Annotated in this window: 13 protein-coding genes; 3 read left to right on the top strand and 10 right to left on the bottom strand. The window is 40.0% G+C overall.

Annotation, left to right across the window (positions count from 1 at the left end; translation table 11 throughout):
- Positions 1-25: 25 nt before the first annotated feature.
- Positions 26-958, bottom strand: coding sequence for a malate dehydrogenase (gene mdh / locus I6E82_RS19335; RefSeq protein ID WP_007586102.1), 933 nt, complete (start codon positions 956-958; stop codon positions 26-28).
- A gap of 225 nt (positions 959-1183) precedes the next feature.
- On the opposite strand from mdh, the gene argR reads away from it, so the two are divergent.
- On the top strand, positions 1184-1651 hold the full coding sequence (argR, locus tag I6E82_RS19330) for a transcriptional regulator ArgR (protein WP_002957753.1): 468 nt from the start codon (positions 1184-1186) through the stop codon (positions 1649-1651).
- Between the two features lie 7 nt (positions 1652-1658).
- On the opposite strand, the gene I6E82_RS19325 is transcribed toward argR, so the two are convergent.
- The 4 genes from I6E82_RS19325 to I6E82_RS19310 are packed head-to-tail and all read right to left on the bottom strand — an operon-like array spanning position 1659 to position 6292.
- Positions 1659-2558, bottom strand: coding sequence for a Dyp-type peroxidase (locus I6E82_RS19325; protein WP_197118502.1), 900 nt, complete (start codon positions 2556-2558; stop codon positions 1659-1661).
- 48 nt (positions 2559-2606) lie between these two features.
- Positions 2607-3656 (bottom strand): ABC transporter ATP-binding protein, encoded by a 1050-nt coding sequence (locus tag I6E82_RS19320; RefSeq protein WP_197118501.1) that lies wholly within the window; start codon positions 3654-3656, stop codon positions 2607-2609.
- The gene (locus tag I6E82_RS19315) at positions 3657-5288 is read right to left on the bottom strand and encodes an ABC transporter permease (protein ID WP_169060658.1); all 1632 of its coding nucleotides are present in this window, start codon (positions 5286-5288) and stop codon (positions 3657-3659) included.
- On the bottom strand, positions 5288-6292 hold the full coding sequence (locus I6E82_RS19310) for a Fe(3+) ABC transporter substrate-binding protein (RefSeq protein WP_101216020.1): 1005 nt from the start codon (positions 6290-6292) through the stop codon (positions 5288-5290). The genes I6E82_RS19315 and I6E82_RS19310 overlap by 1 nt, the downstream gene beginning before the upstream one ends.
- Positions 6293-7231: 939 nt before the next feature.
- On the opposite strand from I6E82_RS19310, the gene I6E82_RS19305 reads away from it, so the two are divergent.
- Positions 7232-7747 carry a hypothetical protein gene (locus I6E82_RS19305; RefSeq protein ID WP_024590631.1) on the top strand — a complete coding sequence of 172 codons (516 nt, stop codon included), beginning with the start codon at positions 7232-7234 and terminating at the stop codon, positions 7745-7747.
- A gap of 10 nt (positions 7748-7757) precedes the next feature.
- On the opposite strand, the gene I6E82_RS19300 is transcribed toward I6E82_RS19305, so the two are convergent.
- From I6E82_RS19300 to pdhR, 5 genes are all read right to left on the bottom strand, one after another.
- Positions 7758-8438, bottom strand: a complete 681-nt coding sequence (locus tag I6E82_RS19300) for a tRNA-uridine aminocarboxypropyltransferase (RefSeq protein ID WP_007586117.1) — start codon at positions 8436-8438, stop codon at positions 7758-7760.
- A gap of 330 nt (positions 8439-8768) precedes the next feature.
- Positions 8769-10193 carry a dihydrolipoyl dehydrogenase gene (gene lpdA, locus I6E82_RS19295; protein ID WP_007586124.1) on the bottom strand — a complete coding sequence of 475 codons (1425 nt, stop codon included), beginning with the start codon at positions 10191-10193 and terminating at the stop codon, positions 8769-8771.
- Between the two features lie 175 nt (positions 10194-10368).
- Positions 10369-12288 (bottom strand): pyruvate dehydrogenase complex dihydrolipoyllysine-residue acetyltransferase, encoded by a 1920-nt coding sequence (gene aceF / locus I6E82_RS19290; RefSeq protein WP_165722158.1) that lies wholly within the window; start codon positions 12286-12288, stop codon positions 10369-10371.
- A 10-nt stretch (positions 12289-12298) separates the two neighbouring features.
- The gene (gene aceE, locus I6E82_RS19285; RefSeq protein WP_197118500.1) at positions 12299-14965 is read right to left on the bottom strand and encodes a pyruvate dehydrogenase (acetyl-transferring), homodimeric type; all 2667 of its coding nucleotides are present in this window, start codon (positions 14963-14965) and stop codon (positions 12299-12301) included.
- Between the two features lie 90 nt (positions 14966-15055).
- The gene (gene pdhR, locus I6E82_RS19280; protein WP_007586129.1) at positions 15056-15805 is read right to left on the bottom strand and encodes a pyruvate dehydrogenase complex transcriptional repressor PdhR; all 750 of its coding nucleotides are present in this window, start codon (positions 15803-15805) and stop codon (positions 15056-15058) included.
- Positions 15806-16351: 546 nt separating this feature from the next.
- Between pdhR and I6E82_RS19275 the strand changes: the two genes are divergently transcribed.
- A complete protein-coding gene (locus I6E82_RS19275) occupies positions 16352-16837 on the top strand; it encodes an REP-associated tyrosine transposase (RefSeq protein ID WP_024606928.1) in 486 nt (161 codons plus the stop codon).
- Positions 16838-17125 lie beyond the last annotated feature (288 nt).

The raw sequence follows: 17125 nt of genomic DNA, 5'->3' as shown, positions 1-17125 counted from the left end.
CTTTTTTGTTATTCTACTTTGGCTATTACGCCATGAAATCAACACCTTCTTTGATGTCTTTTTTCAGTGTTTCAAGCATGTCATTTTTTGCTTTTGTTTCAAATGCGCTTAGTTCGCCGTAAGAAAGAATTTCTTCTACGCCGTTTTTACCTAAACGTACTGGATGTGCAAAGTACTCTGCATCGCCATTTTCAACAGCAACGTAAGCGTAATCTACAACTTCTTCACCCTGTAGGCCTTTAACTAAAGACATACAAAAACGAGCTGCAGCAGCACCCATAGATAGCGTAGCTGAACCACCGCCTGCTTTAGCATTTACAACTTCAGTACCCGCATTTTGGATACGTGGAGTAAGTGCAGCAACTTCTTCATCAGTGAAAGAAACACCTTCAACTTGAGAAAGTAGAGGAAGAATAGTTGTGCCTGAGTGACCACCAATTACTGGTACTTTCACAGTTGCTACGTCTACGCCTTTAAGTTCAGCAACAAATGCTTCTGAACGAATAACGTCAAGCGTAGTAATACCGAATACGCGTTTAGCGTCGTAAGTACCTGCTTTTTTGAATACTTCAGCAACGATTGGAACTGTGCCATTTACTGGGTTAGTAATAATACCTACTAACGCTTTAGGACAGCTAGCAACAATGCCTTCTGCTAAAGTTTTGATGATACCAGCATTTACATTAAATAAATCAGCACGATCCATACCTGGTTTACGTGGCATACCCGCTGGGATAAGAACGATGTCAGAGCCTTCAAGCGCTTTGTTTAATTCGTCTGCGCCAAAGCCTGCTACTTTAACATCTGTTGGGATGTGAGAAAGGTCAACCGCAACACCTGGTACTACTGGTGCAACATCATAAAGTGATAATTCAGAGCCAGCTGGTAAGCCTGTTTTTAATAATAAAGACAACGCTTGGCCGATACCGCCTGCAGCACCTAATACAGCAACTTTCATTGGAATTCTCCGTAATTTGAGGTAGGAAACATTTGTGGCTCTTAAGATAATGAAATTAGCGACTAAAAACAAATTTATCCTGTCTATTTCAAGTATATTTTCGACCATAGTCGTAAACTTTTGTGATTTAACGCATCAAACTGGCAAGTTAACTAAACAACTGCTGCATAATTATTCATTTTTGTGTAGAATTTGCGGCATAAATAACAAAAACGAATAAAGACTATGCAACCACAAGATAAACAAGAAGCACTGGTAAAAGCATTTAAATCACTATTAAAAGAAGAAAATTTTGGCTCTCAAGGCGAAATAGTTGATGCATTAAAAGATCAAGGCTTTGACAATATAAGCCAAAGTAAAGTATCGCGCATGTTAAGTAAATTTGGTGCTGTACGCACACGTAACGCCAAACAAGAAATGGTTTACTGCTTACCTGCTGAAATGGGTGTACCTACGGCTAAAAGCCCATTACGCCAATTAGTAATCGACATTATGCACAACGAAATGATGATCATTATTCGTACCAGTCCAGGCGCCGCTCAGCTTATTGCTCGTTTATTAGATTCATTAGGTAAAGCAGATGGCGTACTAGGAACAATTGCAGGCGACGATACTATTTTTATCGCTCCTGCTAAAATATCTGAAATAGATGTAACACTTGAACGTGTTCGCATTTTATTTGATACGGTTTAATAGCAAACTAAATTTGTTTTAAAAACCCGACTGAAGGCGCAAAGAAAGCAGAACCCATATCGGCTTGAGTAAAATCAAGCCAGTGGTCGTAACAATCCCCTTCCCCTAAACGACTATTAAGTACTTTTTCAAATGCGGTGCCCGTACAAGCGCATGTAATTGATAACATTCCCTGCTCATACACATCGCCATAAGGCATGCTCTGATTTAATAATAGCGGTTGTCCATCTTCGTCTTTTAGTTCGCTACGTAAAGCATGACTGGTTTCAATCGCAGGGATAATTAGTGTGTTATCAAGGCGCGTACGCCCCATTATTTGTTCTTGCTCGCTCAATGATAAATGCTGCCACATAGTTAAGTCATGCTTATAACGCTGTACATGAATATAACTCCCCTGATCTTCAAAATTACCAGGGTTACTAATTAAAGCCGTAGCGCGCTTTTTTCTTCCATGAGCTGTATCGCCACCATAAATAAAACCATTAAAATCACGACCATCTAAAAAGCGAAAATTACGAATTTGCTCCACCAGCTCAACATCGGGAGCAAATAGTTTTAAAATTTGCAGCGCAAATAAATGGTTAACGTCTTCACGGTCAGAGCGAATTTGCACAAATAAATCGCACGGTTGTACGCTCATTTGATGATCGCTATGGTTTATATTAGGAAAGCTCTGTAATTCGCTTGGGATGTATTCAGGGAGGATATGCGGCCAATATTGCGCACCAATAGCAACCATACAAGAGAGCATTGATTCTGAAAATTGATCGCTAAACTCTTCTTCAATAGCGCTTACTTGTTTTAACTTTGCGCGAAGTGATTCATCTTGACCATCAAACACATTAAAAAATAAGTGCAAACCGTGTAAGTTTGCTTCAGCACAAATCCCTGATTGCGCTTGCGCCATTGTTATTCCTTAGTTTTACAGATAAAAACACAGCGAATAACAAATTAATTACGATTCGAAAAAATTCACCGTGTGAGGTTTTATTTTTATTATAACCTGTTCATTATTTTCAAATGACTGGCCATATTGTGCAGCAACTTCAATTTCTTGTTCATCAATAACAAGTGAATAAACATACGCCGAACCAATAAAGCGACGACTTATGATTGTAGCTCGCTTGCTGAGTTTGTCACTTTGGTTATCTGCCACTAATTCTATTTGATGAGGGCGCACATATATAAGCCCTACGCTTACGTTTTGCTTACTCTCAATATAAGATTCGACTAAACCAAATGGTGTTTTGTATTCAGTTGCTGTTAATACTTCTGCGCTCAAGTATATGCCTTGACCCAGAAACTCTGCAACCTCCTTTGAACATGGAGCTGCAAAAAGCTGCTCAGGCGTGCCTTGTTGCTCAATTTTACCGCGATGCATAATGGCAAGTGTATCTGAAAAGGCAAACGCCTCTTCTTTTGAGTGTGTAACAAACACAGCAGATACTTGGGTTGCCTTAATAATTCGACGTATATCGGCAATTAATTCAAAGCGTACTTGCGTATCAATATTTGAAAAGGGCTCATCAAGTAGCAATAAACTAGGCTTATAAGCTAATGCACGAGCAATAGCTACACGCTGCTGTTGACCACCCGATAACTGATGCGGGAACCTGTCAGCACAGCCAATTAAATGCACGAGCTTAAGCATTTCATCAACGCGTTGCTGCTTTTGAGCTTTACTCATTTTACTAAGCCCAAATGCGATATTATTTGCTACCGTTAAATGCGGAAACAACGCATAGTCTTGAAACATCATGCCGATGTTACGGTGCTCAGGCGAGACAAACGATTGCTCATCACTCACTAATTTACCGTCTATAAAAATAGACCCTTGCTTAGCTTCAATTAAACCTGCAATCGCTTTTAACGTGGTCGTTTTGCCGCACCCACTCGCTCCGAGTAGGCAAACAATTTCATCTTTACCCACCGTTAAATCTAAATCGTGAATAACCTTTGTGCCGTTATAGTGATAGCTCACTCCTTGTAAAATTAAACTACTCATTTAACTACGCTGCTCCATAGAACGATTAATAAAATACAAAGGAATAAACCCAACAATAACAATAAATAATGCCGATATTGAAGCAAGCTCTAACTGCTCGTCACTCACATACTGAAATACATGAGTAGCTAAGCTTTCAAAATTAAACGGTCTGAGCAATAGCGCAGCTGGCAGCTCTTTCATGCACTCAATAAATACCAATAACGCAGCAGTAAGCAATCCTCTTCGCAGTAAAGGTAGGTGCACTAAACGCAGTGTTTGTCCTTGGCTTTTACCCATTGATTGGCTTGCCATATCAAGTGATGGGCTAATACGTAAAAAACTCGACTCAATTGCTCCGTGTGCAATGGCGTAAAACCTAACAATATAAGCAATAATAATAGTAAGAATGCTACCTGTAAGCAGCAAGCCAATATCTAAATTATACGGCTCGAGCGCTGTGTTAATGGTGTTCTCTAATAACGTAAGCGGTAATAAAACCGCAATAGCGAGTACTGTGCCAGGCAGCGCATAGCCTGTGCTTGCTAAACGCCCAGGAATAAGCGGATACGTTTGCTTTGCCACACGCTGATAAAAAACCACAAAAATACTCAACGTAATCGTTATTAGGCTCACAACCCCAGCCACTTTTAAACTTTGCCAAGCGTAACTAAAAAACTCTACATTCCATGCTTTATCAAAGTAGGTAATGGCGTAATTTATAAGTACTGCAATAGGGATCACAAACGCGATAAGTAAAATAAAGCTGCAAAATGCCGTTGCGAGCCAAGCTGACTTTCCTTTTAATACATAGAGAGATTCGCTATTTACACTTGATTGGCGCTCAAATACCGCTTGGTTACGACGACTAAAGCGCTCTGCCATTAATGCTAAAAATAACAGTAATAACATCACACCCGATATTTTAGCTGCCGCTGTAAGTGAGTAATAACCAAACCACGTATCGTATACGGCAGTCGTTAATGTACTTACGGCAAAATAACTCACTGTTGCAAAGTCAGCCATGGTTTCCATACTTATAAGCGCAAGAGCCGCCACAATAGCCCCACGAGAGAGCACTAAGCTTACTTTAAAAAAGCTTTGCCAAGGAGATAATCCCATTAACTGGCTAGCTTGTACTAATTTGAATGACTGCTCGCGAAGAGCCGTTTTAAAAATCAAAAATAAATACGGATAAAGCACCAAGGCAATCATAACGATGGCCCCGGGTAATGTACGTATATCAAAAAACCAATAGTCATTAGGCGATTGCCAGCCAAACCATTCTCTCAGCGCTATTTGCACCGGGCCCGCATAATCTAATAAATCAGTGTATACATAGGCAATAATATAGGTGGGCATAGCAAGGGGCAGCATAAGTGCCCATTCAAACTGTTTTTTACCCGGGAAACTACAGTAAGCCGTTAGCCATCCAAGTGGCAAAGCTATGGCGCAGCTAAGGACGCAAACACCTAAAACAAGCAATACGGTATTGGTTATGTAATCCCAAAGCACGGTATCCCACAGGTGAGAAAACACCTCAGAGCTACCTTGTAGAGATTCAAAAAGAAGAAAAAACAACGGGGCCGATAGAATTAAGCCAGTCGACCACGCAAAGAGCTGCCATTTAGACAGCTTAAATTTATTAGTCATTAAAGATCGAACTTCACCTCATCAATTAGCTTAAGCGCTAACGGACGATATTTACTAATCTCATCAAGTGGCAAGCTGTCTTCTTTAAAACTCCCCCAAGAGGCAACCAAACTTGATAGTTCAACACCCGACTTAACTGGATACTCCATATTTAATGAGGCATACATGTTTTGTGCTTTGCTGTCGGTCATATATTCTATGAGCTTTAATGCATTTTCAGGGTTTTTAGCATATTTGGTAATAACCGCACCCGAAACATTTATGTGTGAGCCACGATTAGTTTGATTCGGAAAGTTAATATTTACGGCCTCTGCCCAACCTTTTTGTTCTTTATCTTCTAGCATTTTACCAAGGTAGTAACTATTACCTAATGCCAAGTTACATAAACCTTCTTTAACGGCTTTAACTTGAGCACGATCGTTACCTTGAGGTTTACGTGCTAAATTAGCCTTAACACCTTCAAGCCACTCTTTGGTTTGCGCTTCACCATGGTGTGCAATCATAGAAGCCACTAAACCTAAGTTATATGGATGCTTGCCAGAACGCGTACAAATTTGTCCTTTGTATTTAGGATCTGCTAAATCTTCATAAGTGAGCTTAGGTAACGCACCAATTCGCTCTTTTGATGAATACACATTACGCACTCGCTTAGTAAGCGCGACCCATTGGCCATCACCGTCACGAAAAGCTGCAGGCACGTTATTATTTACACTGTCACTTTTTATAGTTTGTGTTAATTTTAAATCTTCTAATTGAATAAGAGCACTAAAATTAGAGGTTAATACTAAATCGGCTTTACTGTGTTTACCTTCACGTTTAACACGCTCAATTAACCCTTTTTTAGCAAAAACAACATTGGTTTTTATTCCCGTTTGTTTTGTAAAATCGTCTAAAATTGGCTGAATCAAAAACGGCTGACGAAAAGAATATATATTAACAACGTCACTTGCAAAGGCTGGTGCCGATGCTGCTAACCCTAAAACAAGTGTAAATACTGTCTTCATTATTTCACCTAAATAATTGTTATTATCATCGAATTCTACCGCGCTCATTCAAAAAGTGCACACTTTAAATAAATGTAAATATGTAAATAACGCCCAAAAAGGAAATGCAGTGTAAGAGATGTCTCACGGATGTGACAGCTAATGAGTAAAAATCAAGATAAAAAACACACAAAAACAACCTAACAACATGTATTAATTGAACTTTTACATTATTACTATTGCATAAATACTAATTGAACGTAGTTTTATCCCTATTTTAGTTGCTCTATTGCACTATAATTTACGCATCAACCAAGCAATGACGCTTATTGAGTAAAAGGAAATGGACTGCTTACTCAACCAACCAATGATTAGGTTACCAGGACAACACGGATTTTAGGACAGGCTCAGGATGAGTATCACAACGCAATGTTGTAAAAAGGACAGCGTCAGGAAGATGCGAAAAGGATAACAACACGGCTAAGTTGTTTAACAGGATGTTTAAGGAATAAATGGACAGGCCTTTTAAGGCAACACAAGGGATTGGTTAAAATAGGGATACACTAGGAAGTGTAATTAAGGATTTGGTAATAGTATTTACCCTACAGGATGTTTAGGAATTTAAGGATACAGGCCCGGATTGGTCTACATTACATAGAACTAAAAAGTAATATAGTAATAAACATGGATTAGTAAAAATTGGAGTTGATTAAGTTCAATTGCAGGATGCAGAAAATTAGAAGATTCCGCAAGCGCGCCTAGAGATAGAGCGCGCTTTTCTTTGCCTAAAATTTGGGTTTAGTAAAGCTCTAAGCAACTACCACTAACTTTTGCAGGGTAATACTGCATCCCAGCTAATCAATATTAATACCTTCAAATACTTTATTAATATTTTAAATTTCGCTAAGTTTTTCATTAATTGCGCCGATAACTAAGTAACGCAAGGATCATAAATACTCAATGGATATGAATTTTAAAACGCCGCAAAGCAATACCTTTTTATGTAAAGTATCAGACGCAAGTACAGCAAAACCAATTGGTGTTTTTAGTGCCCAAACTCCCAACGAAAATCCGTATAAAGCTTTATTTAGCCCCAAAGGTTATAACTTTTTAAATATGCCAATGAGTGAGTTTAAAAACATACTTAACGTAATTATCCAGTTAGAAAGCGATATTTCTATTAGTAAATGGGGTGAGGGTTCTCGACCTGATGAATTTAGTTATCAGCTTAATAGAATAGCAAACGCTATCGCGACTACTCACTTTAAGGGAAAAACCGATATTAGCTGTTACTTTTTAAAGCGAGTCGAAGAGGCTAAGGATATGATTGGTGAGGACTGCACCTCGTTTATTCAGGCTCACAATAGCGTAAGCCAATTATATAATACGGTTTTACAATTAACATCTGAAGAAGGCTTCAGAGCAATTCAAAATAAAGCACTTGCTCACTTAAAAGAGCAGCAAGCTTTCGCTTAACTGCGTAAAACTACTCTTCTAGCAGTCGGCCTTTATTGCGCTTACCAAGCAAATACGCATCACGAAACTTAATAAAATGCTGTTCTAATTTAGAAGATGCATCCATTTCTCCCGCAAGCGCTAGCACCATAATAGCCACTTCAGCAGTGCCTAGTTGATGCGCATGAGGGGCAACACGTAATCGGTAATCAGATAGTTTATCAGCAGTAACAGAAAGTACAGGCAAGTTATCTAAGTATGGGCTTTTGCGAATCATTTTTTTAGCTTCACGCCAGGTACCATCTAAAAATATAAATAGCGGTTTTTTACCCTCTTCAATACTTATTTCGGTAATGGCCCTGCCCTCTTCTACATCTTCAGCAGGGAATACTACCATTGGCTGATATTGTGAATCGCTTATCAAAGCTAAAAGAGCGGGGTTAGGGTCTGTTCTATCCCATCTAAATGCGTGGTTATCTGGCACTATTTCAGCAATTAAGCGCCCAGTATTAGAAGGTTTAAAACTTTCATTGTGATACATTAATAAGCACACAGCTGCTTTACAATCTGCATGCTCAACACCTTTACAAATACAGTAGTGCTTAGCTATTAAGCATTGCTCACAGCGATCTAATTTACCGCCTCGAGCATTAAACTCTCGACGGGATTCACTTATTTGTTGAGCGCGTAATGCTAAAACTGAGTTTTTCACTGTATTTACCTTCAATTAATTAAGCGCGCATTGTAGCTATATTTGGTGATAATAGATATGTAAGGGCTGTGAGATGGATATTCTAGCGCTCAGGTTAGGCATCAACAAAGTAATAAAAACCCGTATGCGGAGTTTACCTCGCGCAAGTTTTTAATTTAACAAGCGCCCCCGTAGTCGCGAGTTTACCTCGCGCAATTTTTTGAATTTAAAAAACGCGGCATAAAGCCGCACCTACGCATAATTAAAACACTGTAATTTAAAACCTGCTCTTTCACCCATAAAAAAACCCAAGCCAGGCTTGGGTTTTCAAACAAATGCTAAAAAGTTAAATTACTTCTTTTTAACTGCTTTTTTGTTTGGTAAGTCAGTGATCGAACCTTCAAAAATTTCAGCTGCAAGGCCGATTGATTCATTCAATGTAGGGTGAGCATGAATAGTAAGCGCTAAGTCTTCACCATCAGCACCCATTTCAATACCTAAACCGATTTCGCCAAGCATTTCGCCCGCGTTAATACCGATCATAGCACCACCGATTATACGGCCACTTTCTTTATCAAAAATAAGTTTAGTAGAACCTTCAGTACGAGATGATGCAATAGCACGACCAGAAGCTGCCCACGGGAATACCGCAGTTTCAATTTTTAGGCCTTGCTCTTTTGCTTCTTTCTCAGTAACACCTACCCAAGCGATTTCTGGGTCAGTATACGCAATCGAAGGAATACATTTAGGGTCGAAGAAATGCTTCTGACCAGAAATAACTTCTGCAGCAACATGACCTTCATGAACCGCTTTATGCGCAAGCATAGGCTGGCCAACTAAGTCACCAATTGCAAAAATATGGCTTACGTTAGTACGTAATTGCTTATCAACATTAATAAAGCCACGCTCATCAACGTTTACGCCCGCTTTTTCAGCATCAAGTAAGTTACCGTTTGGAGTACGGCCAACTGCAACAAGCACTTTGTCGTAACGTACAGGTTCTGCTGGTGCGTTTTTACCTTCAAACGTTACGTATAAGCCATCTTTTTTAGCTTCAACACCAACAACTTTAGTTGAAAGCATTACGTTGAATTTTTTGCTTACGTATTTTTGGTAAATTTTGATAATGTCTTTATCAGCTGCTGGAACTAATTGGTCAGCAAATTCTACAACATCAATTGCAGAACCTAGTGCACGGTAAACCGTACCCATTTCAAGACCGATAATACCACCACCAAGTACAAGTAGTTTTTCTGGTACATCTTTAAGCTCTAGCGCGCCAGTTGAATCAATTACACGGTCATCTTGTGGGATGAAAGGTAAGTTAACTGGTTTAGAACCTGCTGCAATAATCGCGTTATCAAACGTGATAGTTGTAGAGTCTTTCTCGCCTTCAACTACTAAAGTATTGCTGCCAGTGAATTTACCGTAACCAGATACAACTTTCACTTTACGCATTTTAGCCATGCCCTCTAGTCCACCAGTTAACTGGCCAACTACAGAATCTTTCCAAGTACGAACTTGGTCAAGATCGATCTTTGGTGCGCCAAAAGTAACACCATGAGATGACATTTCAGCTGCATCATCAATCACTTTAGCTACGTGTAAAAGTGCTTTTGAAGGAATACAACCAACATTAAGACATACGCCGCCTAATGTTTCACGAGATTCTACCAATGTAACTTCTAAGCCCAAGTCAGCAGCGCGGAATGCCGCAGAGTAACCACCAGGACCACCGCCTAGTACAACAACTTGAGTTTTTAATTCGTTGCTCATGCTATTACCTTAATTGTTTGAACGGGACACTGCCCTAAAGTTTAACTGCCATGTTTCTGCAAGGCAGAAAGTGAGAGCAGATCACAAATTTGTGCAAAGATTGTATCATTGCAAATGGTAAAAATCCCAGCTAAAAACAACTGGCTGGGATTTGATTCTATTCATTGTCCAGCGATTACATCACCAATTGGCGAATATCGCTCATGTAACTTGCAAGAGTCACAGTAAAGCGTGCAGCTAAGGCTCCGTCAATAACCCTATGGTCGTATGACATAGACAGCGGAACCATTAGTTTTGGTTCAAACTCTTTGCCATTCCATTTAGGTTTCATTTCAGATTTAGACACACCTAAAATAGCCACTTCTGGTGCATTAACAATCGGCGTAAATGCCGTACCGCCAATACCGCCAAGGCTAGAAATAGTAAAACAACCACCTTGCATATCAGACGATGTAAGCTTCCCGTCACGTGCTTTAACAGATACTTCCATTAATTCGCGTGATAGTTCAATAATGCCTTTTTTATCAACATCTTTAAACACTGGTACAACTAAACCGTTTGGCGTATCAACTGCAACACCAATGTTAATGTACTTTTTAAGGATTAAGCTTTCGCCGTCTGAAGAAAGCGATGAGTTGAATTTTGGAAATTCAGCAAGTGCTTTCGCAGCTGCTTTCATTACAAACACAAGTGGCGTGATTTTAACACCCAGCTTTTTCTTCTCGCTAAGCACATTTTGCTCTTTACGGAATACTTCAAGGCTTGTGATATCAGCTTCGTCAAACTGTGTAACATGTGGGATTTGCACCCAGTTACGGTGTAAGTTTTTGCCTGATAGCTTTTGAATACGAGACAGCTTTTGCTCTTCAATTTCGCCAAACTTAGCAAAATCAACTTTAGGCCATGGAATAAGACCAAGCTCGCTACCACCAGCGCTACTACCTGCAGATAATTGACCCGACTCAACTTGCTTAACTAGGTTTTTAACATAGTTTTGCACGTCTTCTTTAACTATACGGGCTTTGCGACCAGTGCCTTTAACGTTAGCTAGGTTAATACCAAACTCACGCGCTAAACGGCGAACAACAGGTGATGCATGAGCATACGCGCTGTTTTCTGTGAAGCTTTCATTACTTGCTTTTGCTGGTGCCGCTTGAGCCGGTGCCGACTCAGTTTTAGCCGCAGCTGCAGGTGCTGATTTTTCAGCTGGTGCAGGTGCTGCTACTGGCGCGCTGCCTGCAACTTCAAATACAAAAATTAATGAGCCAGTCGATACTTTATCGCCAGCGGCTACTTTAATTTCTTTAACTGTACCTGCAAATGGAGCTGGTACTTCCATTGCAGCTTTGTCGCCTTCAACGTTTAAGATTGATTGATCTTCTTCAACCGTATCGCCAACTGCAACCATAATTTCAGTTACTTCAACTTCATCGCCACCAATATCAGGTACATTAACTTCTTTAGTACTTGGTGCTGCATTTGCTGTTGAGCTAGCTGCAGGCGCTTCTACAGGAGCCGACTCTTTAGCCGGTGCTGCAGATTCACTTCCTGCTACTTCAAAAACAAACACTAATGAGCCTGTTTTAACTGTATCGCCAGCGGCGACTTTAATTTCTTTAACTATACCGGCAAATGGAGCGGGAACTTCCATTGCTGCCTTGTCGCCTTCCACGTTTAAGATAGATTGCTCTTCTGAAACGGTGTCGCCAACAGCAACCATGATTTCAGTTACTTCAACTTCATCATCGCCAATGTCTGGTACGGTTACTTCTTTAGTTGAAGAACCTGTAGAAGCAGCAGGTGCTGCCTCTTCAGATTTAGCTGGAGCAGCGGCTGATGCTTTTTCTTCACCAGTGCTTTCACTCTCGCCTTCAAACAAAAATACTAAAGAGCCAGTTGTAACGGTGTCGCCAACGTTTACTTTAATCTCTTTCACTGTACCCGCTTGCGAAGCAGGTATTTCCATTGATGCTTTGTCGCCTTCAACATTAAGTAATGATTGGTCAACATCTACTTTGTCGCCAACGCTTACTAATATTTCGGTTACTTCTACTTCGTCGTCACCAATATCTGGTACTTTAATTTCAATACTCATTGCAAACCTCTTATGCGTACAGTGGGTTAAGTTTGTTAGTGTCGATGTTGAACTTTTTAAGTGCTTCAACAACTACTGACTTCTCAACTTCACCGCGTTTAGCAAGTTCAGATAACGTAGCAACAACAACGTAGCCCGCGTTAACTTCAAAGTGACGACGTAGGTTTTCACGGCTATCAGAACGACCGTAACCATCTGTACCTAACACTTTGTAGTTGCTGCTTGGAATGAATGAACGCGCTTGTTCTGCGTAGTTTTTCATGTAATCCGTTGCTGCAACAGTCACAGAGTCGTTTAATACGCTTGTGATGAATGCTGTTTTTTGCTCGCCTTCAGGGTTAAGCATATTGAAACGTTCAACATCTTGACCTTCACGCGTTAATTCGTTGAAAGACGTAACAGAGAACACGTCAGACGCAATGCCATACTCTTCGCTTAGAATCGTAGCGGCTTTACGTACTTCAGTCATAATAGTACCTGAGCTTAATAGCTGTACGTTGGCTTTTTTACCTTCGTAACTTTCAAGCTTGTAAATACCCTTACGAATACCTTCTTCAGCGCCTTCTGGCATAGCTGGCTGATGGTAGTTTTCGTTCATAAGCGTTAGGTAGTAGTAAATATTTTCTTGGTCATCACCGTACATACGACGAATACCGTCTTGTACAATAACAGCTACTTCAAACGCGTAAGTTGGGTCATAAGAAATACAGTTAGGAACCGTATTAGCAAGAATATGACTGTGACCATCTTCGTGTTGCAAGCCTTCACCATTTAACGTTGTACGACCCGCAGTAGCACCTAATAAGAAACCACGTGCTTGTTGATCGCCCGCCATCCATGCCATGTCACCAACGCGTTGGAAACCAAACATAGAGTAGTAAATGTAGAATGGGATCATTGGTAAATCGTTAGTGCTGTATGAAGTTGCAGCAGCAACCCATGACGACATTGCACCTAACTCATTAATACCTTCTTGAAGCACTTGCCCTGATACAGTTTCTTTGTAGTAAGAAACAATATCACGATCCTGTGGCGTATAGTTTTGGCCATGCGGATTGTAAATACCGATTTGACGGAATAAACCTTCCATACCAAATGTACGCGCTTCATCGGCAATAATTGGTACAATGTTTTTACCAATGCCTTTATCTTTTAATAAGATATTAAGTGCACGAACAAAACCCATAGTGGTTGAAATATCACGTTTTTGTTCTTCAAGTAGCGGCTTAAACGCGTCTACTTCTGGCAACGTAAGTTTTTCACTAAAACGTGGAATACGCTTAGGTGTATAACCTTTAAGTGCATCACGACGAGCATGTAGGTATTTATACTCAGGTGAACCTTCTTCAAGCTCTAAATAAGGTAGTTCTGCAAGTTGCTCTTCAGATACTAAATCATCAAGACCAAGGCGTGAACGTAAATGCGCAACATGCGACATGTCCATTTTTTTCACTTGGTGCGCAATGTTTTTACCTTCAGCTGCTTCACCCATGCCGTAACCTTTTACAGTTTTAGCAAGAATTACAGTTGGACGGCCTTTAGTGTCTTCTGCTTTTTTAAATGCAGCAAATAATTTTGATGACTCATGACCACCACGCTTAAGCGCGAAAATTTCGTCATCTGTCATGTCAGCAACAAGTGCTGCTGTTTCTGGGTAACGACCAAAGAAGTTTTCACGTACGTACGCGCCATCTTTCGCTTTATATGTTTGGTAATCGCCATCAACAGTTTCGTTCATTAACTGTAGTAATTTACCCGTTGTGTCTTTAGCTAGAAGAATATCCCAACCGCTGCCCCACACTAGTTTAATTACGTTCCAGCCAGCGCCTTTAAACAAGCCTTCTAGCTCTTGAATAATTTTACCGTTACCCATAACTGGGCCGTCTAAACGCTGTAAGTTACAGTTAACTAAGTAACAAAGGTTATCTAGTTTTTCACGTGCAGCAAAAGAAATAGCGCCACGTGATTCTGGCTCATCCATTTCACCGTCACCTAAAAACGCGTATACACGTTGGTTTTTAGTGTCTTTTAAGCCACGACCATCTAAGTATTTTAAGAAGCGTGCTTGGTAAATAGACGAAATAGGACCTAAGCCCATTGATACAGTAGGGAACTGCCAAAATTCAGGCATTAACTTAGGGTGTGGGTACGATGGTAAGCCTTCGCCATCAACTTCTTGGCGGAAGTTATCTAGTTGTGCAGCCGATAAACGACCTTCAACAAATGCACGCGCGTAAATACCTGGAGAAATATGACCTTGGTAATAAACTAAGTCACCACCGTCTACATCATTTGGTGCTTTAAAAAAGTGGTTAAAACACACTTCATAAAATGCAGCAGATGATTGGTAAGACGCCATATGGCCGCCTAAGTCGAGATCTTTTTTAGATGCACGTAGAACGATCATAATCGCGTTCCAACGTATAATTGAACGAATACGACGCTCAAGATTTACATCACCCGGGTAAGCAGGTTCTTGATCTACAGGAATAGTATTAACGTAGTTCGTGGTAATACCCGTTGGCATATCAACGCCGTCTAAACGGGCTTGCTCTAATACTTGCTCAAGTAAAAACTGAGCTCGTTCAACACCTTCTTCGCGCACAACTGATTCAAGAGCTTGTAACCACTCTTGTGTTTCTAGCGCGTCTACGTCAATTTTATTGACTTCAGACATATGGAGGTTTCCTTATGTTTAAAATACGAATATTGTTAATTTAATATCACAGCTACTTAATTTGTGTGTTCAAAGTAGTTATGTACTAACTTAATTTTGTTTAGTGCGTCTTAAACTACGTTCAATTCGCGAATGTTCTTTGCCGGCTTCAAGTAGTGCTTCTTCGATAAATGCTAAGTGCGCATTACTTGCTAAACGGGCTTGTTCTGGATTACCGTCAATAACGGCATCCATTAATAAACGCCTGTGTTGGGCTAATTGACTGCTAATATCTGACTTTTTTAATAAAACAGTTAAATTTTGCAATACATTTTGCTCAAGCAGCGCTTTCATGCCTCTTACTAAATGCAGTAACACCACATTATGCGAAGCTTCTGCCACGCTAAAGTGAAATGCATTAATTGCTTTTGCTTTTTGCTGTAAATCATCATTAACTAGGGCAATTTTATCAAAGCTTTCTTTCACTTTGCTAAAATCGTTGCTGGTCCCGCGCAGTGCCGCGTAGTAAGCAGCAATCCCTTCTAATGCATGACGAAATTCAAGTAAATCAAACTGCGACTCAGGGTGTTTACTAATCAAATCAAAAAGTGGATCAGTAAGCCCTTCTTCGAGCTGATTTTTTACAAACGTGCCGCCACCCTGGCGACGCGTAACTAAACCTTTCGCTTCTAATTTTTGAATTGCCTCACGCAGTGACGGGCGAGACACTTCAAATTGCTTTGCTAGTTCACGCTCTGGTGGCAACTTTTCACCTGGTGCTAACGAGCCTTCAAGAATCATGTTCTCGAGTTGCTGTAAAATAACATCAGATAACTTTGCTGCTTTGATCTTTAAAGACATGAATCAACGTCCGCGTTGTATAAATACCAAGAGCCCATAAAGCGGGGCTTTGAGTAGTATGATTTACCCAAAAGGTAAATTGGTCATACCAAAAATTTTCAATACGGTATCAAAAACCTTATTAGCTGTCAATTTACAGGTAGCTTGAGCAATTAAAGTAGCGTAACGCATTTTGAACGAAGATTAAACAATGCGCAATTTACAAAAATTGTTATAACGTTAATAGGATGAAAACAATTGGTCTGACCAGAAAAATAGAGTGTTAACTCTAGTTGAATTTATTAAAGAAATTAATAACAGGATAAAAGTACCAAAGAAATAGCTGCAATTTACACACGATCAGTCAACTAAATATAAAACATAATGCGCGCTATAAAATTTCGATCACGCAATATCGTAGCAGCGGGTTTACCCCGCGACTATTGTGCAAGTAATTACCTAAACGTAAAACACAATGCGCGATATAAAATCGCGACTACGCAAATTTATAAAAATTGCATATGCTTTAAATTCGTGGGTCTGTGATTACTAAAATACGGGTATGTTATGCATCGTTCATATTTATTACGAAAGGGAAGAGTATCAAAAGCAAACCACTATTATGCTATTACACTGGTTTGTCATGAGCGAAACAACCTATTCACAAGCTTAATAATTAATAGAGCTATTATCAATGAAATGAGGGGGTTAGAAAGAGAGAAACTGATTAAATCAAATACTTTCGTGATAATGCCAAACCATATTCATTGGTTATTACAATTATCCGATAGCGCAACATTAAGTGAGGTAATTAGAAGCTTCAAAGGACGCTCAGCCACGGTGTATAGACAATTTGGCAGACAAAAGCTTTGGCAAAAAGGGTTTTATGATCACTTAATAAGAAATACCGAAGACTTAAATAGCTGTGCTAGATACATAGTCGCAAACCCTTTGCGTGCAAATTTAATAGAAAATATTGCAGACTACCCATATTGGGATAGTATTTATCTAAACTCGCAGCAGCGGGTTTACCCCGCGACATTTGGCAACTAATCTCCCAACCGAAAAACACAATGCGCGATATAAAATCGCGACTATGCAATATCGTAGCAGCGGGTTTACCCCGCGACATTTGGCAATTAATCTCCCAACCGAAAAATACGATGCGCGATATAAAATCGCGACTACGCAATATCGTAGCAGCGGGTTTACCCCGCGATATTTGGCAACTAATCTCCCAACCGAAAAATACGATGCGCGATATAAAATCGCGACTACGCAATCGTAGCAGCGGGTTTACCCCGCGACATTTGGCAACTAATCTCCCAACCGAAAAACACA

This window comes from Pseudoalteromonas sp. NZS11, from assembly GCF_015864765.1.
Classification (GTDB): Bacteria; Pseudomonadota; Gammaproteobacteria; order Enterobacterales; family Alteromonadaceae; genus Pseudoalteromonas; species Pseudoalteromonas arctica.
This window is presented reverse-complemented; position numbering and strand designations above follow the sequence as displayed.

Bases quoted from the DNA above. Each gene is read 5' to 3' on its own strand.
- mdh (WP_007586102.1), bottom strand. From the start codon at position 958: ATGAAAGTTGCTGTATTAGGTGCTGCAGGCGGTATCGGCCAAGCGTTG.
- argR (WP_002957753.1), top strand. From the start codon at position 1,184: ATGCAACCACAAGATAAACAAGAAGCACTGGTAAAAGCATTTAAATCA.
- I6E82_RS19325 (WP_197118502.1), bottom strand. From the start codon at position 2,558: ATGGCGCAAGCGCAATCAGGGATTTGTGCTGAAGCAAACTTACACGGT.
- I6E82_RS19320 (WP_197118501.1), bottom strand. From the start codon at position 3,656: ATGAGTAGTTTAATTTTACAAGGAGTGAGCTATCACTATAACGGCACA.
- I6E82_RS19315 (WP_169060658.1), bottom strand. From the start codon at position 5,288: ATGACTAATAAATTTAAGCTGTCTAAATGGCAGCTCTTTGCGTGGTCG.
- I6E82_RS19310 (WP_101216020.1), bottom strand. From the start codon at position 6,292: ATGAAGACAGTATTTACACTTGTTTTAGGGTTAGCAGCATCGGCACCA.
- I6E82_RS19305 (WP_024590631.1), top strand. From the start codon at position 7,232: ATGGATATGAATTTTAAAACGCCGCAAAGCAATACCTTTTTATGTAAA.
- lpdA (WP_007586124.1), bottom strand. From the start codon at position 10,193: ATGAGCAACGAATTAAAAACTCAAGTTGTTGTACTAGGCGGTGGTCCT.
- aceF (WP_165722158.1), bottom strand. From the start codon at position 12,288: ATGAGTATTGAAATTAAAGTACCAGATATTGGTGACGACGAAGTAGAA.
- aceE (WP_197118500.1), bottom strand. From the start codon at position 14,965: ATGTCTGAAGTCAATAAAATTGACGTAGACGCGCTAGAAACACAAGAG.
- pdhR (WP_007586129.1), bottom strand. From the start codon at position 15,805: ATGTCTTTAAAGATCAAAGCAGCAAAGTTATCTGATGTTATTTTACAG.
- I6E82_RS19275 (WP_024606928.1), top strand. From the start codon at position 16,352: ATGCATCGTTCATATTTATTACGAAAGGGAAGAGTATCAAAAGCAAAC.